This window comes from Scandinavium sp. NPDC088450 (genome assembly GCF_044900545.1).
Lineage (GTDB): Bacteria > Pseudomonadota > Gammaproteobacteria > Enterobacterales > Enterobacteriaceae > Scandinavium.
This window is the reverse complement of sequence record NZ_JBJDNI010000022.1, coordinates 1-24,952: the sequence shown is the minus strand read 5'-3', so window position 1 is coordinate 24,952 and position 24,952 is coordinate 1. Positions and strand designations below refer to the sequence as shown.

Sequence of the window (24,952 nt, the reverse complement as noted above, 5' to 3'; positions counted from 1 at the left end):
GTGCATTGGTCATACCAAAATTGATATGAATCAAGTTTTGCCGCTGAAATGTTGAGCAAGTGTAGTGGATAAGCAAGAGTTTAGGTGCCCGGTGAACAGGATGTCACCGGGCAAAAGTGGGATTAGCCGAGGGTTTTAAAGGCTTTGATACGCTGCAGGTGCGGGGAGATATTCTTGAACTTATGCGTCTGCACATCATCCCAAATTATCTCGTAGTAATGATGCAAAAACTCAGCCGAACGCTGGCTATTCAGAGCCTCATCCTGACGGGAGAGGATCACCAGGCAACGATCGCGGTTTTTCTCACGGAAGTTGCTTACGCATTTGGTCCCGATATCCGCGTACTCTTCAGGCCGGTCAATCTTTCCTTCCATGTTCTCATTCGGGAACAGATTAGGATTGAAAATCACCTGACGGATATCACACAGAAAACCGATGCGTTCGGCCCAGTAGCCACCGAGCCCCACCCCACAAATCAGAGGTCTGTCGTCGGCATTAAGCTGCAACATTTTGTCCACTTCCTTCAGCAAGTGCTGCATGTCGTGCTTTGGATGCAACGTGCTGTAGCTAATCAGGCGAACGTCTGGGTCGATAAACTGCAATTGCAGGACTTTCTCGTGATTCCCCGGACTGTTTGAATCGAAACCGTGCAAATAAATTATCATTACATCCTCGCAACACTGCTAATCCCGATGAGGGGAAGATTAAGAAGTGGCTTTATGTGCCTGCCAGCGTTCATGCAGTTCATTGAGCTGCGCGCTGACCGTCTTCCAGCGAGCTGAATCCCTCAGCTCCTGACGGGTAAATGAACCTTTATGATACAATTTCGTAACACGCTCCGCTTTGATCGGCGACAGGTTATCCAGCACGCTCGCGGCACCTTTACGATTATTGCAGACGAGGATCATATCGCAACCTGCATCCAGCGATGCCTGGCCACGTTCCGCGTAGCTGCCCATGATTGCCGCGCCTTCCATCGATAAATCATCAGAGAAAATAACGCCGTCGAAGCCTAATTCGCCGCGAAGCACGGTTTTCAGCCAATGTGGAGAACCGCTTGCCGGGCGCGGGTCGACTTCACTGTAAATCACGTGGGCGGGCATGATGGCATCCAGTCGATTTTCAGTGATCAGCGTGCGGAACACCGCCATATCTTTTTCACGAATTTCAGCTTCATCGCGCGGGTCTTGCGGAGTTTCTTTGTGCGAGTCGGCGGTCACCGCGCCATGCCCCGGGAAGTGTTTGCCGGTGGTTTTCATTCCGGCGTTGTGCATGCCATCGATAAAGTGGCGAGCCATCGCCAGCGCTTTATGCGGATCGGCATGGTAAGAACGCTCACCGATAGCGGCGCTGATATGCCCGACATCCAGCACGGGTGCGAAGCTGATATCGATGTCCATGGCGATCATCTCTGATGCCATCAACCAACCGGCTTCCTGTGCCATGCGTCCACCCTCTTCCATCCCGAGTAATTCAGCAAAAGACTGAGCCGCTGGCAGACGCGTAAAACCTTCACGGAAACGCTGTACGCGCCCGCCTTCCTGATCCACAGCCACCACAAGGTGATTTTTAGATGCGCTGCGAATCTGGCGTACCAGCTCACGAAGCTGGGCCGGATCATGATAGTTGCGGGTAAACAGAATCAACCCGCCAACCAGAGGATGCGCCAGAATTTCTCGTTCCTCAGCATCCAGCTCGAATCCTTCAACATCCAACATCACTGGGCCCACGTTTACCTCTCTTCTCTTTTATTCATCAGATCACGCCAGCCTTCGTCTGCCAACGCGATAAAGTGTTGCTCGCCGGTCTGCTGCCAGCGATATTCATACCAGGTCGTCATCAGCATGTTTAGCCACGGTTGCCAGCGCTGCACCTGAAGGCCAAGTGCTGTCGCATCCATTTTTGCTACCCGCGCATACTCCGCAATCAGTGCTGCCCGGCTGGTTTCATCGGCTGTCCATACGGCGGCCAATTCGAGCGCGACATCGCCGTCACCCGCATACTCCCAGTCGATTAATCGCAGCCCTTTTTTAGTCATGACCAGGTTGCCCGCATGAACATCCATATGCAAGGGTGCCAGCCGCAACGGCTGCGGTTCACCCTGCTTTCTCAGTCTTTGCAACACCCGAAGCCACTGCGGTGTACGCCTTAGCGGGCTGCTGTTCTGCCAGTAATGCTGCAACAGCGGCAGCAACGTCACTCGCCAGCCAAAGCCTTTTTGCTGATGCAAATGATACAACAGCGCCGCCATCGGCTGGCTATCCGGGAGTGTGGCGCAGGTCTCACCCTGGAGATATTCCACCGCCATCCAGCCCGCGTAGAATCCAAGTGGCCTCGGAGCCAGTGTCGCGGGAAGGGCTTTTAACGCATGGTATTGACGGCGAAAATGAAAATCAGGCGCTGAAGAGTCGTGATGCTGACGTAGCACCAGACGCTGCCCCTGATATTCGATAAGACAGCTCCCGCCGCTCAGCCCTTTAACAGCAGCATCTTCGACGGGAGTGAAATCGGGAAAGTGGCGCGACAGCAGTTCGTCTCGCGTAAGCTTATTGCTGTGTAACCGCACCTTTACCTGACCAGATGATCTCGCCAGTCTGGACCAGCATCAATTGTGAGGAAAGCGTTGGCGCGTTTGCATTGCCGGTGGCGTTGGAATACAGCACGTACTGTGCGCCGACGGTGCGGGCCAGGCCCATCGCTTTGTTACGCGATCCCAGGCTGTCCTGCGGTGAAAGGCCCAGTTGCTGTTTCGCTACGGCGAGCTGTTGTGAAGAAACCAGCGTAAATTTGCTGTTCCCCTTCAGGGCATTACTCAGGGCTGCGGTCGCTTCGGTGGTGTTAATGGAGCCGTTAGTGCGATTATTCACGTTATCGACCAGCAGGATGCTGCCTGCAGTAATCCCCTCAGACTGAACCATTTTGCTGACCAGCGGCTGCGCTGCGCCGTTCCAGTCATAATGACGAACACGTGGTGCAGGCTGTTGCGGCTGCTGAGCGCCATTCTCAATCGGCCCTGGCTGGGTTGGGATGGTTGGCACGGTAGGCACTGTCGTCGGCGGTGGCGTCTGCGGTTGTTCAGGCGTAGGTTTTGCCTCTTCAACCGGTGCAGGCTGTTCGCGATGGCCCACACACCCGGCAAGAAAGACAGCGACAGCCGCGATAAACGCATAGCGACTTAATTTACTCATTACTGTTTACCCCTTAAAGATAAAGATAAAGCCGGACTTTATGTGCACCCAGACTGTTGGCGCTGCCGTACAGCGTCACAGAAGACTGCCCCGGGATGGTCACCGTACGCGGCGCTTCCAGCGGATGCATTTCCAGCCCTCTGGCGTCATACCAATAGAAACGATAGTGAACCGTGACCGGCGTCGAGCGCTCGTTATAGAGTTTTGATGAGGCTGTCGCCTGAATTTCAGATGACGTCAGCTCAGGATTTTCGGCGCTGATCCCTGCCGCCAGAACGTTAGCTTCCATGACCAACGTTTGTTGATCGCCCACAGGGATTTCAGGATGAGAACCGCATCCGGCCAAAAGCACGGCCGCCAGCAGGACACCCATTCGGCCACAGTTCATGCCATTATCCTTTGTGCGCAAGCATTGGACCCAGTGGACGACCGCCCAGCAGGTGCATATGAATATGGTAGACTTCCTGCCCGCCGTGACGGTTGCAGTTCATGATTAAACGATAGCCATCCTCAGCAATGCCTTCCGCTTCAGCAATCTTCGCCGCTACAGTCAGCATCCGGCCGAGCGCCTGCTCATGCTCAGCGGTGACATCGTTCACCGTCGGGATAAGGCTATTGGGGATAATCAGAATGTGGGTGGGAGCCTGCGGCGAGATATCACGAAACGCGGTAACCAGTTCATCCTGGTAAACAATATCGGCCGGGATTTCGCGGCGGATAATTTTGCTGAAAATCGTTTCTTCTGCCATGCCATTTTTTCCTTTTTGCTTATTACCGTGCGGTAACCAGATCTTCAGATAACAACGTAAGAGTATGAGCGACTTACTCCTGTTCTTTCAACCTGATCCCACTTTTTCTTAGACAGAATCGGATTCGGCGGCTGTTAGATAATCAGTTCCGGACGATTCCCGCGCATCCCACAATCAAAACAAAGTTTCAAATCGATTCTTACCTTTATTTACATCGATAATATGAATGCGTATATTTCGCATTTGCATTTTCATGCAATAACACCGCGTCTATAACACTAACAACACAAGGGTTTCGTATGTCTTTCACTTTTGACTCCAGCGCAAGGGAGCGCAGACTCCCGGCTGCTCCGTCGCTGCTCGCCGCCTGCATTGCTTTAGCGCTGCTGCCCTCTTCCGCCCTGGCTGCCACCAATAATGAAGAAACCGTGGTCGTCGACGGTACGGCGGATAATACGACCAGCAACGCTCAGGACCAGGATTACAGCGTTAAAACCACCACCACAGGAACGAAACTGCTGCTGGTCCCGCGTGACATCCCGCAATCTGTCAGCGTCATCAGCCAGCAGCGTATGAAGGATCAGAACCTGCAAACCATTGGCCAGGTGCTGACCAACACCACCGGCGTGACCGCTCAGGTACAGGATAGTGATCGCACAGTGTTCTATTCCCGCGGTTTCTTCGTCAGCAACTATGCCTATGACGACCTGCCAACTTCCATCAGCGAAGTGTGGAACTTTGGGGACACCGCCACCGACACCGCCATTTATGACCGTATTGAAGTCGTACGCGGCGCAACAGGATTGATGAGCGGCACCGGCAACCCGGCGGCATACGTCAATATGGTTCGCAAGCACGCGGACAGCCGCGAGTTCCAGGGAAATGTTTCCGCAAGCTATGGCAGTTGGGATAAGCAGCGCTACGTGCTTGATTTGCAGGCTCCACTGGTGGAATCCGGCAACGTGCGCGGCCGTATGATCGCAGGTTATCAGGACAACGATTCCTGGATGGACAACTATCACTACCGCAAGAAATTCCTCTACGGTGTTGTTGATGCGGATTTGACCGACAGCACCACGCTCTCGCTGGGCTACGAATATCAGGAAAGTAACACCGCGGATCCCACCTGGGGCGGCTTGCCAACGTGGTACAGCGATGGCAGCAAAACCCATTACAACCGCAGCGATACCGTCGCGCCGGACTGGGCCTATTCGGACAAAGACAGCACCAAAGTGTTCGCCAATTTCACCCAGCGTTTCGATAACGGCTGGGAAGCGCACATCAATGGAATGCATACCGACACCAACTTCGACACCAAAATGATGTACATGTACGGCTATCCGGACAAAGAAACGGGCAGCGGGATGGTTGGCTATGGCGGCTGGAACCGTGGCGAACGTAAACAGGATGCGGTCGATGCCTTCCTGCGGGGTGATTTCGAATTGTTCGGTCGTCAGCATGAAATGATGGTCGGCGGCAGCCTGAGCCGTCAGCGCAACCATTACGATAATTCCCTGCCTGACTCGCTGTACGGCATGGTGGATATCGGCAGCTTCAACAACTGGAACAGCAACATCGCCGACCCGCAGTGGACCGCATGGAAGCTGTACAGCAAGGATGATATCCGCCAGTCATCCGCTTACTCTTCAGTTCGCTTCTCACTGGCCGATCCGCTGCACCTGATTGTCGGCGCTCGCTACACCAACTACAACATTAAATACAATCCAGCAGGCGCGCCTGATACGCGTCTGGAAAGCACCAAGGACGATGTGACACCTTATGCCGGGCTGGTCTATGACATCAATGAAGACTGGTCGGCATATGCCAGCTACACCAACATCTTCCAGCCGCAGGATAAACGCGATGCCAACGGACGTTATCTCGACCCGACGACCGGCAAGAGTTACGAAGCAGGCGTGAAAGCCGACTGGTTTAATACCCGCCTGACCACCTCTCTGGCAGTATTCCGTATCGAGCAAGACAATGTCGCCAACAACACGTATACCTATTTGCCAAGCGGCGAGTCGATTTACGAATCGCTGGATGGCGTGGTCAGTAAAGGTGTTGAATTCGAGCTGAATGGCGCATTAACCGATAACTGGCAGCTCACCTTTGGTGCCACACGTTATGTCGCAGAAGATAAAAGTGGCAATGCGGTCAGTTCAGATCAGCCGCGTACCACCCTGAAGCTGTTCACCCGTTATCAACTGCCGATGATGCCAGAACTGGCCGTAGGTGGTGGCGTTAACTGGCAGAGCAAAATCTGGAGTGATGTCGACGGTGGACCAAACGGGCGCGACTATATTGACCAGGGCAGCTATGGCCTGGTTAACCTGTTTAGCCGCTATCAGGTGACGAAGAACTTTGCCCTGCAGGCCAACGTCAATAACCTGTTCGACAAAGAGTATTACGACTACGTCGGTTCCTATCTCGTCTACGGTGCACCGCTGAACTTCTCAGTTTCAGCAAGCTACGATTTCTGAGTTTTACACCAACTCCGAGCGGTCTGGTGCCCTCACCCCGTCCCTCTCCCACGTGGAGAGGGTGCAAACACTAAAAACCTTCTCTGAAGAGAAGGTTTTGCAGTTTACCTCGCATAAAAAAGGCAGCCTGATGGCTGCCTTAGTCTCCCCTACCTTTATGGCTTAGTTGTTGCGGATGTACTCATCCATTTCGGTTTTCAGGTTATCGGATTTAGTCCCGAAAATTGCCTGAACGCCAGAACCTGCAACAACCACACCTGCGGCACCCAGTTTTTTCAGACCAGGCTGATCAACTTTCGCCACATCTGCCACGCTCACACGCAGACGTGTGATACAGGCATCAAGGTTGGTGATGTTTTCTTTACCGCCGAAGGCAGCAATCAGGGCCGGAGCCATTTCGCTGGTTGCGCCAGCTTTGCTGTCTTCGGTCGCGTCTTCACGACCTGGCGTCTTCAGATCCAGTGCTTTAATCAGCACACGGAACACGGTGTAGTACACCGCGGCGTAGCACAGACCCACAATCGGGAACAGCCACAGTTTGCTGCTGTTGCCAGACAGAACGATGAAGTCGATCAGACCGTGGGAGAAGGACGTACCGTCACGCATACCCAGCAGGATACAGATCGGGAAGGCCAGACCTGCCAGAATCGCGTGGATAACGTACAGGATCGGCGCCACGAACATGAACGAGAACTCGATTGGCTCGGTAATACCGGTCAGGAACGAGGTCAACGCTGCGGAGATCATGATACCGCCCACTTTTGCACGGTTCTCTGGTTTCGCAGAGTGCCAGATAGCGATCGCAGCCGCTGGCAGACCGTACATTTTGAACAGGAAGCCGCCAGACAGTTTACCTGCTGTTGGGTCACCTGCCATGTAACGTGGGATATCGCCGTGGAACACCTGGCCTGCGGCGTTGGTGTATTCACCAATCTGCATCTGGAATGGAACGTTCCAGATGTGGTGCAGACCGAATGGTACCAGGCAACGCTCAATGAAGCCGTAGATACCGAACGCCACAACCGGGTTCTGGTACGCTGCCCACTGAGAGAATTCCTGAATGGCGCTACCGATTGGCGGCCAAATGAAGGAGAGGATCACGCCAGTGAAGATAGCGGCGAGACCGGAAATGATCGGCACAAAACGCTTGCCCGCAAAGAAGCCCAGGTATTCTGGCAGCTTGATGCGGTAGAAACGGTTGAACATGTAGGCTGCGATAGCACCGGCGATGATCCCGCCGAGAACGCCCGTATCCGCCAGATGCTTAGCCGTGATTTCTTCAGCAGGTAAATGCAGAACCAGAGGTGCAACGACTGCCATGGTTTTCACCATGATGCCGTAGGCTACTACCGCCGCCAGTGCAGAAACACCGTCGTTATTGGTAAAGCCAAGTGCAACACCGATAGCAAAGATCAGCGGCATGTTAGCAAAGACAGAACCGCCCGCTTCCGCCATAACGTGGGAAACGACGGCTGGCAGCCAGCTGAAGTTAGCAGAACCGACGCCCAGCAGGATACCTGCGATAGGCAGTACGGAGACTGGCAGCATCAGCGATTTACCGACCTTCTGCAGGTTAGCAAATGCATTCTTAAACATAATTGAGAGTGCTCCTGAGTATTTGTGCTTTTTTTACGCTTTCACGCATTGGCGAGGGGGGAGAACCTCGCCGTAGACAGGACATCTAAGTGTCCTTTTATTTATTACGCAGAGTAAAATAATTCAGTTTATTTTTGTTTGACGGCCATCACGTTTCAACCAGCAATCGCCGAAAACCTTGCACTAATTTACAAAAGTTGTTTCTGAAGGTTACAGGTAAACCGTTCACCACCCCTTTTGCGGCGGTGAACTTTACTCGCTTTGATTATTAATTACGAGCTTTAAAATAAGCAGGCGAATCAGGCAGATTGCAGGCGGGCGGGGTCAATGTGGAACAAGGTGGCGAAGTTTTCGGTGGTCTGCTGCGCCAGTTGCTCAAGCGACACCCCTTTCAACACGGCCATGTACTCTGCGACATCACGAGTCATCGCAGGCTGATTCTCTTTACCACGGTGCGGGACAGGGGCCAGATACGGTGAATCTGTCTCCACCAGAATGCGATCCAGTGGCACGTAACGCGCCGCTTCACGCAGTTGCTCCGCATTACGGAAAGTCAGAATGCCGGAGAAGGAGATGTAAAACCCTAAATCCAGCAATTTGCCTGCTGTTTCTGTGTCTTCCGTGAAACAGTGTAGTACGCCACCGCAATCCGTCACTTTTTCATCGCGCAAAATCGCCAGCGTATCTTCACGTGCATCACGTGTATGGACGATGACAGGTTTGTTCAGCTCACGTCCAATGCGAATGTGGTGAGCAAATGAGGCCTGCTGACGGGCTTTAGTTTCAGGCGTGTAATAATAATCGAGGCCCGTTTCGCCGAGTGCGACCACTCCTTCTTCTGCTGCCCACTGACGCAGGGTTTCAACGTCATAGTCTTCGTCCTGATTCAACGGGTGTACGCCGCAGGAGAAAACAACATTCTGACGCTCACCAACCAGCTCACGCATGCCGCGATAGCCCGGCAGCGTCGTGGCAACAGCCAGACAAAACTTCACATCACGAGCGGCGGCTTTCGCCAGTACATCATCCACATCTTTGTGCAGTGATTGATAATCCAGGCCATCAAGATGGCAGTGCGAGTCGACTAAAAACATAATGTCTCTTCTTACAGGTGAATATCTTAGAGATGAGGAAGCGGAAGCGTGCTGCCTGGTGTCAGCCAGTGCTCCCAGCGCAGCAGACTGTCATTCAGCATCAGTTCGCGGTTCAGCCCGGTCACGCTAAGCAACTGTTCCCGACACAGGCAGGCATCAGTCACCATCGCCTGCAAACGGGCAGATGGAATGCGATTCGCGATGTGCTGAACCAGTGTCCAGGCATCAACATTGGTCAACTGCGTAACGCCCTGCTGCATTTTTATGCCATCGAGCAACAGCGAAATCAGCCAGTATAGACGCTCAGCCACCTGGTCATGATTGAGTACCGCAAGCATTGAAAGCCAATCGCCGTTTTGCAATGTGGCTTCCAGCGCCGCACAAAGCTGCTGACGAGGAGCGAAGTTCGCTTCCTGCAACAAATCCAGCGCCGCCGCGGGTGCGCCGGCTTTAAGACGCAGCGCGCTCAGCAGACTTTCTTGTGACACTGTAACTTCACGGGCAAGCCAGGCCAGCCCGTAGTTTTCTGCCGGAGGAGCAAGATGAAAATGACGACAGCGGCTGCGCAACGTGGCGAGTAACCGGGCAGGTTCTTCGCATTGCAGGAAAAACCAGGTGTTTTGCGGCGGCTCTTCCAGTGTTTTTAACAACGCATTGGCTGCCGCTTCGGTGAGCAGTGCGGCATCACCTATCCATACCACTTTGGCCCCACCCAGACGCGCACGCTCGTACAGCTTTTCGCTAACTTCGCGGACCGCATCGATCCCCAGCGTGCTTTTGCCCTTTTCTGGCAGCAGATGATAATAATCCGGGTGCGTGCCCGCCTGCATCAGCTGGCAGCTATGGCATTTACCACAGCTTTTCTGACCTTCAGGGGAGTGGCACATCATAAAACGGGTCAGCGCATAAACCAGCGCATCAGCCCCCATTCCCGGTAAAGCCTGAACTAATAGCGCGTGGTGGCCGCGTCCGGATTGATAACCAGAAACGAGCTGTTCAAACGGCGGGCGCAACCACGGATACCATTTCATGCGCCCTGCTCCTCGACCCATTCCATGACCGTGGAACGAATATTTTGCATCACAGTTTCCAGAGGCTGAGTCGCGTCAACTGTACGGATGCTTGGGTCCTGCGCCGCAAGTTCAAGATAACGAGCGCGCGTGCGGTTGAAGAAATTGAAAGATTCCTGCTCGATGCGATCCAGATCGCCACGAGCACGTGCGCGTTTCAACCCGACTTCAGGGGTCACGTCCAGATACAGCGTCAGGTCCGGACGGAAATCACCAAGAACGGCATCACGCAGCGTGGCGAGAAGATGTTGATCGATGCCTCGACCACCGCCTTGATACGCTTGTGTAGAAAGATCGTGCCTGTCGCCGATCACCCATTTCCCTTCGGCCAGTGCAGGCTTGATAACAGTATCAACAAGCTGGACACGCGCAGCATAGAACATCAGCACTTCGGCTTTATCGGTGATCACTTCATCGCCAACGGATTTGATATCCAGCACCAGACTGCGCAGTTTTTCCGCCAGGATTGTGCCGCCCGGTTCGCGGGTGAACACTAAATCACTGACGCCCATCTCTTTGAGCGTTTCCACCACCACATCACGTGCCGTGGTTTTGCCAGCGCCTTCCAGGCCTTCGATGACGATATACTTACTGCGCATTTTTTTCCTTAAGTGCTTTCAGATAATCCTGTACTGAGCGGTTATGGCTCGCCAGATTGGTGTTAAAGGTATGGCCGCCTTTGCCGTCTGCAACGAAATAGAGATACGGTGTTTTCGCCGGATTCGCCGCCGCTTTCAGTGAGGCTTCGCCTGGCGTGGCGATCGGGCCTGGCGGCATGCCTGCAATCACATAGGTGTTATAGGCTGTGGGTGTTTCCAGGTCCTTGCGGCTCAGCTTGCCATTATAGCTCTCGCCCATGCCGTAGATAACCGTTGGATCAGTTTGCAGACGCATGCCGATTCGCAGACGGTTAATAAACACAGAAGCCACCTGGTCACGTTCGCTGGCAACCGCGGTCTCTTTTTCGATAATCGACGCCATGGTAACCAGCTGGTTTTTATCCTTGTAAGGAAGATTATCCATCCGCCCTTCCCAAGCCTGATCGACCGCTTTGACCATTTTCTGGTGTGCGCGCTTGAGGATTTGCACATCCGTAGTATTGGCGGTGTACATCCAGGTATCCGGCCAGAACCAGCCTTCAACCCAATCCGCATGTTCTAACTTCAGGGCTTCCGCAACGGTGGCATAGCTGTCGTCCTTCAGCGTATGTTTGACATACGGTGCCTCACGCAGTTGCTTGAGATAATCACTGGTACGCATACCTTCAATGAAACGCAGCGGGAACTGCGCTTCTTTGCCGCTGGCAAGCAGTTGCATCACCTCACGAACGCTCATCCCCGGCGTGATGCGATAAGTACCGGCTTTAAAGTGCGAAAGCTCAGGTTCAACGCGCAGCAGCCACTGGAAAACACGCGGGCGATTGATGACGTGTTCTTCATACAACTGAGTGCCTAACGCCAGGCGGCCGGTGCCTGCTTTAAGGGTGAAAATCACCTCATCTTTAAGCAGGACTTTGCTGCTCGCAAGCTCGCGAACCTTCCACATCCCAACCCCTGCCGCTAGCGCAAACACAACCAGCAGCAGGAGGACAAACCGAAACATTTTCTTCATGACTTAATCGACTGCTCACAAAGGGGGGCCAAAAATTCAAACAGCTCGCGCGAAAGATAACGGGCATCGGCAAACTGGTTCACGGGAACCACTGGCATCAGGGCATTGCACACAATCACCTCATCAGCCTGACTGACGGCCTCTTCGCGGGCATTCACTTCGACAACGCGAAAACGGCTTTGTGCCAACAGTGAAAGACAGTGCTGTCGCATAATGCCATTCACTCCGGCCTGATCCAGCCGCGGCGTGAAGACGGTATCACCGGCTCGCCAGAATAAATTAGCCGCACAGCATTCCGTAACCCACCCTTCACTGTCAAGGACCAACGCCTCATCGGCAGTAGTCTGTTCAAGATGCGAGCGGATTAAGACCTGTTCGAGACGATTGAGATGTTTTAATCCCGCCAGCATGGCGTTACGACCAAGGCGCACAGGGCTTAATGCGAGCGTAATGCCTTCGCTTTGCCAGCGGGGATAATGTGCAGGGGCGGGAGAAACCGACAGAATGCGAGTGGGCGACTGGCAGCCACTAGTGCTATAGCCGCGTCCGCCGCTGCCGCGCGTAATAACGACTTTCAGCACACCTTCGTCCACCGTCTTTGCCAGTGCCTGCATTTCTTCGGCGAGCGTGGCCCAATCGGTAAAGGGGATAAATAATGCGGCGCAGGTTTTCTGTAGACGCTCAAGATGCTGGGTGAAAAACGCGATTTCACCGTGCTGAATGCGGGCGGTGGTGAAACACCCGTCACCAAACTGCAGGCCGCGATCGCTGGCGCTCAGAAAATCCTGGTTAATACCATTAATCATCAACATGGCATCTCCTAATCAATGGCCTTTCAGTCTGACAGGAAAGCTCAAGGGGACCAGCGGATAATACCTAAAGAAAAGGCCTGCTAAGCAGGCCTTATTCATCTGGCTGGCTGTCAGACCTTTTTAAAGATCAGAGAGCCGTTGGTGCCGCCAAAGCCGAAGGAGTTACACAGTGTGTATTCCATGCCGCTAACCTGACGCGCTTCGTGCGGAACCAGATCCAGGCCAAGGCCCTCTTCCGGATTATCCAGGTTAATGGTCGGTGGAACAGCCTGATCGCGCAGAGCCAGGATGGAGTAGATTGACTCAACCGCACCCGCCGCGCCTAACAGGTGACCTGTCATCGACTTAGTGGAACTGACCATCACGCGGCTTGCGTCTGCACCAAACACAGACTTCACTGCCTGAGCTTCAGCGATATCGCCTGCCGGAGTGGACGTGCCGTGGGCGTTAACGTAGCCAATCTGACCCGGTGCAATGCCCGCGTCGCGAATCGCGTTAACCATGGCCAGGGCTGCACCTGCGCCATTTTCCGGCGGTGAGGTCATGTGGTAGGCATCGCTGCTCATACCAAAGCCAACCACTTCAGCGTAGATTTTCGCGCCGCGTTTTTTCGCGTGCTCATACTCTTCAAGCATGATGATGCCTGCGCCGTCACCCAGTACAAAGCCATCACGATCTTTATCCCACGGACGGCTTGCGCCTTGTGGGTTATCGTTGCGAGTAGAGAGTGCGCGTGCTGCACCGAAACCACCTACACCCAGCGGGGTACTGGCTTTCTCAGCACCACCTGCGAGCATCGCGTCAGCGTCGCCGTAGGCAATCATACGTGCAGCATGACCGATGTTATGCACACCGGAAGTACACGCCGTGGCAATAGAAATGCTAGGGCCACGTAAACCAAACATGATGGTCAGATGACCGGCCACCATGTTAACAATCGTAGACGGGACGAAGAATGGGCTAATTTTACGTGGACCGCCGTTCACAAGCGAACTGTGGTTTTCTTCGATTAGACCAAGACCGCCAATGCCGGAGCCGATAGCAGCACCGATACGTGTGGCGTTCTCTTCCGTCACTTCAAGGCCAGAATCCTGCATGGCCTGAACGCCAGCGACAATTCCATATTGAATGAAAGCATCCATCTTGCGCTGTTCTTTGCGCGAGATAATGTCTTCACAGTTAAAATCCTTTACTAAGCCAGCAAATTTCGTTGCATAGGCGCTAGTATCGAAATGGTCGATTAGGCTGATGCCGCTCTGACCGGCAAGAAGAGATTTCCAGGTGGACTCTACGGTATTGCCGACAGGAGACAACATGCCAAGTCCGGTCACAACTACACGACGCTTAGACACGTTTGTCCTCCAGGGAGGGATAAAAAAGAGAAATGTGGGACTAAAAGATAAAACTCAGGCGGTCGAATGACCGCCTGGAGATGTTCACTTACGCCTGGTGACCGTTGATGTAATCAATGGCAGCCTGAACGGTGGTGATTTTCTCAGCTTCTTCGTCCGGAATCTCAGTATCAAACTCTTCTTCCAGAGCCATTACCAGCTCAACGGTGTCAAGAGAATCAGCGCCCAGGTCTTCAACGAAGGAAGCATTGTTGGTAACTTCTTCCTGCTTAACGCCCAGCTGCTCGCCGATAATTTTCTTAACGCGTTCTTCGATAGTGCTCATACTCTTAAATTTCCTATCAAAACTCGCTTTCGCGATGGTTTTCGTAGTGTATAAAATGTTGAAAAATTTGCAACTAAATCCCGGCAGGTCTTACCACGATTTTACGCTATTTTGCGGCTGTTTGCCCCAATAACGCAAATCATTTTGCACGTTATTATGTCCAGGAGCGCACAGACTGCGCGGTTCCTGAGCATTTTGTGCAAACTACGGTCAGACCATGTACATTCCGCCGTTGACGTGCAGAGTCTCACCAGAGATGTAACCCGCTTCGTCAGAGGCTAAGAATGCCACCGCACTGGCGATTTCTTTTGCATCGCCAAGGCGACCCGCTGGAACTTGCGCCAGAATACCCGCACGCTGATCATCTGACAGCGCACGCGTCATGTCCGTTTCAATAAAGCCCGGAGCAACAACGTTCACAGTAATACCGCGAGACGCAACTTCACGCGCCAGCGATTTACTGAAACCAATCAGACCGGCTTTCGCCGCAGCGTAGTTAGCCTGACCAGCATTTCCCATGGTACCAACCACAGAACCGATAGTGATAATACGACCATGACGCTTCTTCATCATAGCTCGCATTACCGCTTTTGACAGACGGAAAACAGATGACAGGTTGGTTTCGAGAATGTCGTTCCACTCATCATCTTTCATTCGCATTAACAGGTTATCACGAGTGATCCCGGCATTATTGACCAGAATGTCCACTTCGCCAAACTCTGCACGAATATTTTCCAGAACAGATTCGATAGATGCTGGATCGGTCACATTCAACATCAGACCTTTCCCATTCGCACCCAGATAATCGCTGATGGCCTGAGCACCGCTTTCGCTGGTTGCTGTGCCGACAACTTTCGCGCCACGGGCAACGAGTGTTTCAGCAATCGCACGGCCAATGCCGCGGCTTGCACCAGTAACCAGTGCAACTTTTCCTTCAAAACTCATGGTTTTGCTTTTCCTCTTATTATTGTTCAAGCGCCGCTGACAGTGCCGCTGGCTCGTTAATGGCCGACGCAGTCAGGGTGTCAACAATACGTTTTGTCAGGCCGGTGAGGACTTTACCCGGACCCACTTCATACAAATGTTCAACGCCCTGAGAGGCCATGAACTCAACGGTTTTGGTCCACTGAACCGGGCTGTAGAGCTGACGAACCAGCGCATCGCGAATAGCGTCTGCAGAGGTTTCGCACTTCACGTCTACGTTATTGATAACCGGAGTCTGTGGGGCGCTGAAGGTAATGTTCGCCAGTTCAGCAGCCAGTTTTTCCGCAGCTGGTTTCATCAACGCACAGTGAGATGGCACGCTAACCGGCAGCGGCAGCGCACGCTTCGCGCCAGCAGCTTTACAAGCCGCACCAGCACGCTCAACGGCTTCTTTATGCCCGGCGATAACCACCTGGCCCGGTGAGTTAAAGTTCACCGGCGAAACCACCTGCCCTTCAGCAGACTCTTCGCAGGCTTTGGCGATTGCCGCATCATCCAGACCGATGATGGCAGACATACCGCCCGTGCCTTCTGGCACAGCTTCCTGCATGAATTTACCGCGCAGTTCAACCAGACGAACGGCATCGGCGAAGGCAATGACGCCTGCACAAACCAGCGCAGAATATTCGCCCAGGCTGTGACCTGCCATCAGCGCTGGCGTTTTGCCGCCCTGCTGCTGCCATACGCGGTACAGCGCAACGGAAGCGGTCAGCAGCGCAGGCTGTGTCTGCCAGGTTTTGTTCAGTTCTTCAGCCGGACCCTGCTGAGTCAGCGCCCACAGATCGTAGCCCAGTGCATCAGAAGCTTCACGGAATGTTTCTTCGATAACCGGGTATTGCGCGGCCATATCAGCCAGCATACCGACAGTCTGAGAACCCTGTCCCGGGAACACAAAAGCAAATTGCGTCATGTTGTAATCCTTAATTAGAAACGAACCAGTGCTGAGCCCCAGGTGAATCCACCGCCGAAGGCTTCAAGCAGCACCAACTGACCACGCTTAATACGGCCATCACGCACGGCTTCGTCAAACGCGCAAGGCACGGAAGCGGCGGAAGTATTCCCGTGGCGGTCAAGCGTGACCACGACATTATCCATCGGCATGCCCAGCTTCTTCGCTGTCGCACTGATAATGCGCAGGTTGGCCTGATGAGGCACCAGCCAGTCGAGTTCGCTACGATCCAGATTATTCGCCGCCAGCGTCTCTTCGACGATATTGGCCAGTTCTTTCACCGCCACTTTGAAAACTTCGTTTCCAGCCATGGTCAGGTGAATAGAATTTTCCGGATGAACGCGATCGGCATTGGGCAGGGTGAGCAATTCACCGTAGTTGCCATCTGCATGCAGGTGCGTGGAGATGATCCCCGGCTCTTCGGAAGCACTCAGAACGACGGCGCCAGCGCCATCGCCAAAAATAATGATCGTCCCGCGATCGGTCGGATCACAGGTACGTGCCAGCACGTCAGCGCCAATCACCAGGGCGTGTTTAACCGCGCCTGACTTAACATACTGATCGGCAATGCTCAGCGCATAGGTAAATCCTGCACAGGCCGCAGCGACATCAAATGCCGGACAGCCTTTCACACCCAGCATAGACTGGATCTGGCATGCCGCACTTGGGAACGCATGGGTGGCAGAAGTGGTCGCCACCACAATCAGGCCAATCTGCTCAGCATCAACGCCCGCCATCTCCAGCGCACGTTTTGCGGCTTCATAGCCCATGGTGGACACGGATTCGTCTGGCGCGGCGATACGACGCTCACGGATACCTGTGCGTGTGACAATCCACTCGTCAGACGTATCTACCATTTTTTCCAGGTCGGCGTTGGTACGCACTTGTTCAGGCAGATAGCTGCCGGTACCTACAATCTTCGTATACATGTACGCTCAGTCTTTTGGTGGTAATACAGATTCGAGGCGAGCGCCGATCCGCTGTGGGACCTCGCGCTGCACCGCCTGCACTGCCTGTTCAATTGCCACGCTAAACGCGCGCTGATTGGCTGCACCATGACTCTTAATCACCGTGCCGCGCAATCCTAACAGACAGGCGCCATTATACTGGTCGGGGTTGAGGTGACTGAATCGCCTGGAGAGGCTTTTTTGTAACCAATGTTTCAAAATTTTCAGCCACCACGGTTGTTTTTTCCCCTCGCCCTGAGATTTCAGCAGGGAAAGAAACATTCTGACAACGCCTTCCATGGTTTTTAATGTGACGTTTCCCGTAAACCCGTCACAAACCAGCACATCTGTTTTGCCGGTTAATAATTCGTTGGCTTCAAGATAGCCGATATAGTTAATGGAGGAGACTTTTTTCAGCAGCGCTGAAGCATCACGAATACTTTCATGACCTTTGCTCTCTTCCTCACCGATATTGAGCAGTGCCACTCGCGGCTGACTGATGCCAACGACTTCTTCGGCCATCACCGCCCCCATAACGGCAAACTGAACCAGCATCGTGCTGTCGCAATCCACGTTGGCGCCCAAATCAAGCACCACCGTTTTGCCCTTTTGCTGGTGAGGCAAGACCGTCACCAACGCCGGACGCTCAATGCCGTCAATCGGCTTGAGTAATAATTTGGCAAGCCCCATCAGCGCGCCGGTATTCCCGGCACTGACACAGGCTTGCGCTCTGCCTTCTTTCACCAATTCAAGCGCAATGCGCATTGAGGTTCCCCGGCTGTTGCGAACCGCATGGGCCGGGCGGGCATCACTGGCAATAACTGACTGGGCAGGGATTATCTGCAGACGTGAACGTTGTTCAAAATCAGCTTTGGCGAGTAATGGCGTTATGGTGTCGGGATTGCCGACGAGAAGAAGCGAGAGTTGTGGGTTAGCGTGCAGTGCCTGCAATGCTGCAGGCACCGTCACGGAAGGGCCAAAATCGCCCCCCATGACATCCAACGCCAGGGTCAGACGTGTCAAGGTTTCGTCGCCGCCTGGTTCGGTTTATCCCCGCTTACGCGGGGAAATCCTCACTAAGCTTCATCACGCTCGCGCGTGATTACTTAGCGATAACCTTGCGACCGCGGTAGAAACCGTCGGCAGTGATGTGGTGACGCAGGTGTTTCTCACCAGAAGTCTTGTCTACAGACAGGCTGGTAACTGCAGTCAGCGCGTCATGGGAACGACGCATGCCACGTTTGGAACGGGTTGGTTTATTCTGTTGTACGGCCATGGACCTTACTCCTCAATTACTTACGCTTTAAGCTGGCTAATACGGCAAATGGGTTTGGTTTTTGTGCCTCTTCAGGCAGTTCGCCAAAGACCATGTCCGCGTCGGACACTTCACAGTGTTCAGAATCATGCACCGGAACTACAGGTAAGGAGAGGATAATTTCATCCTCGACCAAAGCCCGCAGATCGATTTCACCGTATTCGTTAACCTGAATCGGCTCATACGCTTCCGGGAGTGCTTCAGCCTGCTCATCATTTTTGACCGGGCTGAAACAATACGTTGTGTGAACGGCAAGGGGGAACGGTTTCCCGCAGCGCTGGCATTCGAGAGTCACCGCAACCTTTGCATCACCTTTAATAACGGCGAGGCGCTGGTTATCGATGGCGAATGTCATATCGCATTCCACATCACTGTCCACACTGACTACAGATTCGGCAAGACGCTCAACCTGTTCCGGGGTGTAGACACCCGCGTAATCAAGGCGTTTTTGAGCGGTACGAACCGGATCAAGAGTCAGGGGTAATTTTACCTTTTGCATAGGGCGCGCATATTAACTTTGTAACGTCATAGAGTCAAAGAAAAAGGCACCCTCAGGCGCCTTTTGCCATTTATTCGCACACATTGCGGCCTGTAGTTTAAAATGCCGCAATCCGAATCACCAGATCCTGGTAAAAAAATTATGCCACGTCTAGTTCTTGCTTCCACTTCCCCCTATCGCCGCGAACTGCTTAAAAAGCTGGAGTTGCCTTTTGAATGCGCTGCGCCGCAGGTGGATGAAATGCCTCTGCCTGGCGAATCACCTCGCCAGTTGGTGTTACGTCTGGCTCAGGCTAAAGCCATGGCACTGAAAGAGCGCTATCCCGACCATCTGATTATTGGTTCCGATCAGGTCTGCGTACTGGATGGGAAAATTACCGGTAAACCGCATACTGAAGAAAATGCTCACCAGCAGCTGCGTAAAGCAAGTGGGCATGTCGTCACCTTCTATACTGGCCTTGCGCTTTATAACAGCGCTACGGGACATTTACAGACCGAATGCGAGCCGTTTGACGTCCACTTCCGCCAGCTCACCGAAAGCGAAATTACTCATTACATCCAAAAAGAACAGCCGCTGAACTGTGCGGGAAGTTTTAAAAGTGAAGGGTTGGGGATCAGTTTGTTCAACAGGCTGGAAGGCAGAGACCCGAATACGCTGGTCGGGCTGCCGTTGATTGCGCTGTGCAAAATGCTGAGGCACGAGCAGCACAATCCTTTACAACGTTAACTGTTGCCGGGTGGTGCTATCGCTGACCCGGCCTACAAGTCCATAGAGTAGTAGGCCCGGCAAACGCAGTGGCGCCGGGCAACTGAATTACTTCTGACTCCGCAGTACTTGCAAGCAGCGCTTAAGTTGCTCGTCCATGGGCGCTTCGATACGCAGCGTTTCACCCGTTCCCGGATGCGTGAACTTTAACGCTGCCGCATGCAGGAACAGACGGTTAAGGCCCGTGCCAGCAAGCTGTCTGTCAAATTCACGGTCGCCATAACGATCATCAAACGCTATCGGATGACCCGCATGCAGCGTATGCACACGAATCTGGTGCGTGCGCCCTGTCACCGGGCTACAGCGAACCAGCGTCGCGTGGGTAAAGCGCTCTTCGACTTTAAAGCGAGTTTCGGACGGTTTCCCTTCCTGGCTCACACGCACAATACGCTCGCCGCTTTGCAGAATATTTTTCAGCAACGGGGCCTGCACCACTTTCATGTGTGACTGCCACTGCCCGCGCACTAACGCCAGGTAATCTTTCTGCATACCCTTTTCACGCAATTGTTCGTGCAAGGAGCGCAGTGCTGAGCGTTTTTTGGCAACCAGCAGCACACCTGAAGTGTCGCGGTCAAGACGGTGAACAAGCTCAAGGAAACGTGCTTCAGGACGCAATGCGCGCAGTCCTTCAATCACGCCAAAGCTCAGACCGCTGCCGCCATGTACCGCTGTGCCTGAGGGTTTGTTCAGCACCAGAATATGGTCATCTTCATAAAGGATAACGTCGCTCAGTGCGGCCACTTTTTGCAGATGCGGTGATACAGCGTCTTCTTCACGCTCGGCTACGCGCACGGGCGGAATACGGACTTCATCGCCCGCTTCCAGCTTATATTCCGGCTTAACGCGCTTTTTGTTTACGCGCACTTCACCCTTACGCAGGATGCGATAAATCATGCTTTTCGGCACACCCTTAAGCTGGGTGCGCAAAAAATTATCAATTCGCTGCCCCGCCTCATCTTCGGCGATGGCAACCATTTTTACGGTCGGAGTCTCAGTTTTCATGGGGGGCGATTCTAAAGAGGCACACGCATTCGCGCCACTCCTTTTTCTGTGCTTATATTATGACGTCAGCGGCACTCCTTTTTTATCTCACTGACTGAATTGATGGTTATTAGAACAATCCGTTCAGGAAAGTGAAAAAACTGTGAGTAACCGGGTGATAAATGGTAAAAGTCATCTTGCTATAACAGGGTGAGCAAGGAATAATGATGCCGTTTTCCGTGCTGATATCTTGTGAGTACAAGCAGTAAGCGGAATGACCCATTTTGTCTGAATGATTTTTTATGCAGCAATGGCGTAAGACGTATTTATCTTTCAGACAGTTAGCGGGCTGCGGGTTGCAGTCCTTACCGGTTGATACTCTGAATTTCAAGCCGCAGGAAGGCGGCAAACCTGGGATCTCCAGGCGCTACTCCAGTAGATGACTGGGGTAAGCAGGTGAAGCCAACCATCTGCGACTTGAAAAACACTGAGTATAGAAGGAACCTTCTCTGGAGAATCATTCCCAGGCTGTTCCCCTGAATAATTGCGCTGTGTTTCCGTTTGAAACGCAGGCTACCGACACTTTGCGCCTCTTAAGCGAGCGACAACCGTGAGGTTGGCGACGTGAACAGTCACGAGGCCATCGGTTTACCCCCGGCAAGGAAAACTCTGCCCGTAGCTTAGTCGTCAATGCAAGAATAATGAGTAAGTTACGATGAAAAGAATGTTAATCAACGCCACTCAGCAAGAAGAGTTGCGTGTCGCCCTCGTGGATGGGCAGCGTCTGTACGATCTGGATATCGAAAGCCCAGGACACGAACAGAAAAAAGCAAACATCTACAAAGGCAAAATTACCCGTATCGAACCTAGCCTTGAAGCCGCATTCGTAGATTACGGTGCTGAGCGTCACGGTTTCCTCCCTCTTAAAGAAATCGCTCGCGAATACTTCCCGTCAAACTACAATGCGCATGGCCGCCCGAACATCAAAGATGTTCTGCGCGAAGGCCAGGAAGTCATTGTGCAGATTGATAAAGAAGAGCGCGGCAACAAAGGTGCGGCACTGACCACCTTTATCAGCCTGGCCGGTAGCTACCTGGTGCTGATGCCAAACAACCCGCGTGCCGGTGGTATCTCTCGCCGCATCGAAGGTGACGACCGTACCGAACTCAAAGAAGCGCTCTCCAGCCTGCAACTGCCAGACGGCATGGGCCTGATTGTGCGCACTGCGGGTGTCGGCAAATCTGCCGAAGCGCTGCAGTGGGATTTAAGCTTCCGTCTGAAGCACTGGGAAGCGATTCAGAAAGCCTCTGAAAGCCGCCCTGCCCCGTTCCTGATCCACCAGGAAAGCAACGTTATCGTCCGTGCCTTCCGCGATTATCTGCGTCAGGACATTGGTGAAATCCTTATCGATAACCCGAAAGTGCTTGAGCTGGCTCGCCAGCATATCTCTGCGCTGGGCCGTCCAGATTTCAGCAGCAAAATTAAGCTCTACACCGGTGAAATCCCGCTGTTCAGCCACTACCAGATCGAATCGCAGATTGAATCTGCTTTCCAGCGTGAAGTGCGTCTGCCATCAGGCGGTTCTATCGTTATCGACAGCACCGAAGCGTTGACCGCTATCGACATCAACTCCGCGCGTGCCACTCGCGGCGGCGATATCGAAGAAACGGCCTTCAATACTAACCTTGAAGCGGCCGATGAAATTGCCCGCCAGCTGCGTCTGCGTGACCTCGGCGGCCTGATTGTTATCGACTTCATCGATATGACCCCGGTTCGTCACCAGCGTGCTGTTGAAAACCGTCTGCGTGAAGCGGTGCGTCAGGATCGTGCACGTATCCAGATTAGCCACATTTCTCGCTTTGGCCTGCTGGAGATGTCTCGTCAGCGCCTGAGCCCGTCACTGGGTGAGTCCAGCCACCACGTGTGCCCACGTTGTAGCGGCACCGGCACCATCCGTGACAACGAATCCCTGTCACTTTCTATTCTGCGTCTGATTGAAGAAGAAGCGCTGAAAGAGAATACCCAGGAAGTTCACGCGATTGTTCCGGTTCAGGTTGCTTCCTACCTGCTGAACGAAAAGCGTGCTGCCATCAGCGCCATCGAAACCCGTCAGGGTGGCGTCCGCGTGATCGTAGTACCAAACGATCAGATGGAAACCCCACACTACTCCGTGCTGCGTGTCCGTAAAGGCGAAGAAACTCAGACCCTGAGCTATCTGCTGCCAAAACTGCACGAAGAAGAGATGGCGCTGCCGTCTGAAGACGAACCGGCAGAACGTAAACGTCCTGAGCAGCCTGCTCTGGCGACTTTCGTGATGCCAGATGCACCGCCAGCGCCAGCCGCTGAAACAGCGAAAGTGGCGGCGCCAGAAGCGAAGAAAGCGGCACCAGTTGCGGCAACCGCAGCGGCGCCTGGCCTGCTTTCCCGTTTCTTCTCTGCGCTGAAACAAATGTTCAGTGGCAGCGAAGAAGCTGTGGTAGAACCGCAGCCGGTGAAGAAAGAAGAGAAACCAGAACGTCAGCAGGATCGTCGTCGTTCTCGTCAGTCTAACCGCCGTGACCGCAACGACCGTGGCGATCGTAACGACCGTCGTGATAACCGCGATAACCGTGGCGAACGCGATAATCGCAACGAAAACAGCGAAGGCCGTGAAGATAATCGTCGCAACCGTCGCGAAAAACCGCAGCAAAATGCCGAGACTCGTGAATCACGCCAGCAGAACGTCGTGGAAGAGGCTGATAAGTCTAAATCCCGTGACGAGCAGCAGCCGCGTCGTGAGCGTAACCGTCGTCGCAACAATGACGAAAAACGCCAGCCTCAGCAGGATGTGAAGGTCCAGACTCGTGAAGAACAACCGGCTCAGGAAACCGAGCAGGAAGAACGCGTTCAGTCTATGCCGCGTCGTAAGCAGCGTAATCTGGCGCAGAAAGTGCGTATCGAAACCGCTGAGGAAACGGCAGTAAGAACCGCAGTGACTGAAGCGCCAGCACCTGTTGCTGCTGCACCAGCACAGCGCACTGAACTGGCAAAAGTCGACCTGCCAGCGGTTATCGACACGTCAGCAGAAGACGAAAGCAACGATAACCGTGAAACTGCCGGTATGCCGCGTCGTTCACGTCGCTCCCCACGCCACCTGCGCGTGAGCGGTCAGCGTCGTCGTCGCTATCGTGATGAGCGTTATCCGACTCAGTCTCCGATGCCACTGGCTATCGCCTGTGCGTCCCCGGAAATGGCGTCTGGTAAAGTGTGGATCAGCTACCCGGTATCACGTCAGCACGACAACCAGGTTGAAGAAACCCGCGAGCAGGAAGTTGTTCAGGCAGCAGAAGCGGTAGAAACCGTTGCTCCAGTCGTGGAACAAGTTGTTCCTCAGGTTGAAGCAACCGTTGCAGAAACTGTTAAAGTCGTAGAGCCGCAGTCTGTTCAGGCTGAACCTGCAGCGCCAGTGGTTGAAACCACGCATCCTGAAGTGATTGCCACGCCGGTTGCTGAGCAGCCACAGGTGATTGCTCAGGAAGATGCTGTTGTCGCCGAAGTCATCGCAGAAGAAGCTACTCCAGCTGTGGCTGAAGAAGTGGAACAGGCCGTTGTCGTTGAACAGCCAGTGGTTGAGCAGCCAGTTGTCGAGCAACCTGTCGTTGAACAGCCAGTGGTTGCCGCTGAGCCTGCTCCGGTTGTCTCTCAGCCAGTCGTCGAAAAAGCAGCAAAATCTGTTGTTATCGCCACGGCACCAGAGGCTCACCACCACGCGACTGCGCCAATGACTCGTGCTCCGGCACCGGAATATGTGCCGGAAGCGCCACGTCAAAGCGACTGGGTTCGTCCTGACTTCAACTTTGAAGGCAAAGGGTCTGCCGGTGGCCATAGCGCTACGCACACAGCCACCGCTGGTCCTACCCGTCCACAGTCAGTGGAATAAGCGTAAAGCTCATTACAAACCGCCTTCGGGCGGTTTTTTTATGCCTTGAATTTAGAGTGATACGAACATAGTGGCTCTGGTTAAAATAGTGCGGCCTGATGCCCTCTCCCCAACCCTCTCCCACGGGGAGAGGGAGCAAACACTAAAAACCTTCTCTGGAGAGAAGGTTTTGCAGCTTACCTCGTGCGGCCTGATGCCCTCTCCCCAACCCTCTCCCACGGGGCTGAGGGATCCCCAGTAATATGGTCATTCGCCTGTGACCATATTACTGTACTCTTTCCCTAATAATTTCAGCGCATTAACTATATTCATT

At 53.6% G+C, this 24,952-nt stretch carries 24 protein-coding genes; 3 read left to right on the top strand and 21 right to left on the bottom strand.

Annotated elements, in window-relative coordinates; translation table 11 throughout:
• Positions 1-122: 122 nt before the first annotated feature.
• The 6 genes from ycfP to hinT are packed head-to-tail and all read right to left on the bottom strand — an operon-like array spanning position 123 to position 3,937.
• Positions 123-665: an alpha/beta hydrolase YcfP gene (ycfP, locus tag ACI2I2_RS17680; RefSeq protein WP_404659071.1), complete on the bottom strand. Its 543-nt coding sequence runs from the start codon at positions 663-665 to the stop codon at positions 123-125.
• Positions 666-704: 39 nt separating this feature from the next.
• Entirely contained in the window at positions 705-1,730 is a 1,026-nt protein-coding gene (gene nagZ, locus ACI2I2_RS17675; RefSeq protein ID WP_404659070.1) for a beta-N-acetylhexosaminidase, read from the bottom strand.
• A gap of 2 nt (positions 1,731-1,732) precedes the next feature.
• Complete coding sequence (gene thiK / locus ACI2I2_RS17670; protein ID WP_404659069.1) at positions 1,733-2,566, bottom strand: thiamine kinase; 834 nt, start codon at positions 2,564-2,566, stop codon at positions 1,733-1,735.
• A complete protein-coding gene (lpoB, locus tag ACI2I2_RS17665) occupies positions 2,547-3,188 on the bottom strand; it encodes a penicillin-binding protein activator LpoB (protein ID WP_404659068.1) in 642 nt (213 codons plus the stop codon). The genes thiK and lpoB overlap by 20 nt, the downstream gene beginning before the upstream one ends.
• Positions 3,189-3,201: 13 nt before the next feature.
• The gene (locus ACI2I2_RS17660) at positions 3,202-3,576 is read right to left on the bottom strand and encodes a YcfL family protein (protein ID WP_404659067.1); all 375 of its coding nucleotides are present in this window, start codon (positions 3,574-3,576) and stop codon (positions 3,202-3,204) included.
• A gap of 4 nt (positions 3,577-3,580) precedes the next feature.
• The gene (gene hinT, locus ACI2I2_RS17655; protein ID WP_330982025.1) at positions 3,581-3,937 is read right to left on the bottom strand and encodes a purine nucleoside phosphoramidase; all 357 of its coding nucleotides are present in this window, start codon (positions 3,935-3,937) and stop codon (positions 3,581-3,583) included.
• A gap of 299 nt (positions 3,938-4,236) precedes the next feature.
• Between hinT and fhuE the strand changes: the two genes are divergently transcribed.
• On the top strand, positions 4,237-6,420 hold the full coding sequence (gene fhuE, locus ACI2I2_RS17650; RefSeq protein ID WP_404659066.1) for a ferric-rhodotorulic acid/ferric-coprogen receptor FhuE: 2,184 nt from the start codon (positions 4,237-4,239) through the stop codon (positions 6,418-6,420).
• Between the two features lie 162 nt (positions 6,421-6,582).
• On the opposite strand, the gene ptsG is transcribed toward fhuE, so the two are convergent.
• The 14 genes from ptsG to yceD form a co-directional block, all read right to left on the bottom strand.
• The gene (gene ptsG / locus ACI2I2_RS17645) at positions 6,583-8,016 is read right to left on the bottom strand and encodes a PTS glucose transporter subunit IIBC (protein WP_404659065.1); all 1,434 of its coding nucleotides are present in this window, start codon (positions 8,014-8,016) and stop codon (positions 6,583-6,585) included.
• A 299-nt stretch (positions 8,017-8,315) separates the two neighbouring features.
• Entirely contained in the window at positions 8,316-9,110 is a 795-nt protein-coding gene (locus ACI2I2_RS17640; RefSeq protein ID WP_404659064.1) for a metal-dependent hydrolase, read from the bottom strand.
• A gap of 26 nt (positions 9,111-9,136) precedes the next feature.
• The gene (holB, locus tag ACI2I2_RS17635) at positions 9,137-10,141 is read right to left on the bottom strand and encodes a DNA polymerase III subunit delta' (RefSeq protein WP_404659063.1); all 1,005 of its coding nucleotides are present in this window, start codon (positions 10,139-10,141) and stop codon (positions 9,137-9,139) included.
• Positions 10,138-10,779, bottom strand: coding sequence for a dTMP kinase (gene tmk / locus ACI2I2_RS17630; RefSeq protein ID WP_404659062.1), 642 nt, complete (start codon positions 10,777-10,779; stop codon positions 10,138-10,140). Before tmk ends, holB begins: the two co-directional genes overlap by 4 nt.
• On the bottom strand, positions 10,769-11,791 hold the full coding sequence (yceG, locus tag ACI2I2_RS17625) for a cell division protein YceG (protein ID WP_404659061.1): 1,023 nt from the start codon (positions 11,789-11,791) through the stop codon (positions 10,769-10,771). The genes tmk and yceG overlap by 11 nt, the downstream gene beginning before the upstream one ends.
• Positions 11,788-12,603: an aminodeoxychorismate lyase gene (gene pabC, locus ACI2I2_RS17620; RefSeq protein WP_404659060.1), complete on the bottom strand. Its 816-nt coding sequence runs from the start codon at positions 12,601-12,603 to the stop codon at positions 11,788-11,790. Before pabC ends, yceG begins: the two co-directional genes overlap by 4 nt.
• A 110-nt stretch (positions 12,604-12,713) precedes the next feature.
• The gene (gene fabF, locus ACI2I2_RS17615; protein WP_404659059.1) at positions 12,714-13,955 is read right to left on the bottom strand and encodes a beta-ketoacyl-ACP synthase II; all 1,242 of its coding nucleotides are present in this window, start codon (positions 13,953-13,955) and stop codon (positions 12,714-12,716) included.
• 88 nt (positions 13,956-14,043) lie between these two features.
• Positions 14,044-14,280, bottom strand: coding sequence for an acyl carrier protein (acpP, locus tag ACI2I2_RS17610; RefSeq protein ID WP_000103754.1), 237 nt, complete (start codon positions 14,278-14,280; stop codon positions 14,044-14,046).
• 210 nt (positions 14,281-14,490) lie between these two features.
• Positions 14,491-15,225, bottom strand: coding sequence for a 3-oxoacyl-ACP reductase FabG (gene fabG / locus ACI2I2_RS17605; protein ID WP_404659058.1), 735 nt, complete (start codon positions 15,223-15,225; stop codon positions 14,491-14,493).
• Positions 15,226-15,244: 19 nt separating this feature from the next.
• A complete protein-coding gene (gene fabD / locus ACI2I2_RS17600; protein WP_404659057.1) occupies positions 15,245-16,174 on the bottom strand; it encodes an ACP S-malonyltransferase in 930 nt (309 codons plus the stop codon).
• A gap of 14 nt (positions 16,175-16,188) precedes the next feature.
• Positions 16,189-17,142 (bottom strand): beta-ketoacyl-ACP synthase III, encoded by a 954-nt coding sequence (locus tag ACI2I2_RS17595; protein WP_404659056.1) that lies wholly within the window; start codon positions 17,140-17,142, stop codon positions 16,189-16,191.
• Positions 17,143-17,148: 6 nt separating this feature from the next.
• Entirely contained in the window at positions 17,149-18,183 is a 1,035-nt protein-coding gene (plsX, locus tag ACI2I2_RS17590) for a phosphate acyltransferase PlsX (protein ID WP_404659055.1), read from the bottom strand.
• 79 nt (positions 18,184-18,262) lie between these two features.
• Positions 18,263-18,436, bottom strand: a complete 174-nt coding sequence (rpmF, locus tag ACI2I2_RS17585; protein ID WP_000290724.1) for a 50S ribosomal protein L32 — start codon at positions 18,434-18,436, stop codon at positions 18,263-18,265.
• Between the two features lie 16 nt (positions 18,437-18,452).
• Positions 18,453-18,974, bottom strand: coding sequence for a 23S rRNA accumulation protein YceD (gene yceD, locus ACI2I2_RS17580; RefSeq protein ID WP_404659054.1), 522 nt, complete (start codon positions 18,972-18,974; stop codon positions 18,453-18,455).
• Between the two features lie 141 nt (positions 18,975-19,115).
• On the opposite strand from yceD, the gene ACI2I2_RS17575 reads away from it, so the two are divergent.
• Positions 19,116-19,700, top strand: a complete 585-nt coding sequence (locus ACI2I2_RS17575) for a Maf family protein (RefSeq protein WP_404659053.1) — start codon at positions 19,116-19,118, stop codon at positions 19,698-19,700.
• Positions 19,701-19,787: 87 nt separating this feature from the next.
• Here the strand turns inward: ACI2I2_RS17575 and rluC are convergent, their stop codons facing one another.
• A complete protein-coding gene (rluC, locus tag ACI2I2_RS17570; RefSeq protein WP_330982041.1) occupies positions 19,788-20,741 on the bottom strand; it encodes a 23S rRNA pseudouridine(955/2504/2580) synthase RluC in 954 nt (317 codons plus the stop codon).
• 694 nt (positions 20,742-21,435) lie between these two features.
• On the opposite strand from rluC, the gene rne reads away from it, so the two are divergent.
• A complete protein-coding gene (gene rne / locus ACI2I2_RS17565) occupies positions 21,436-24,639 on the top strand; it encodes a ribonuclease E (protein WP_404659052.1) in 3,204 nt (1,067 codons plus the stop codon).
• Positions 24,640-24,952: the final 313 nt, after the last annotated feature.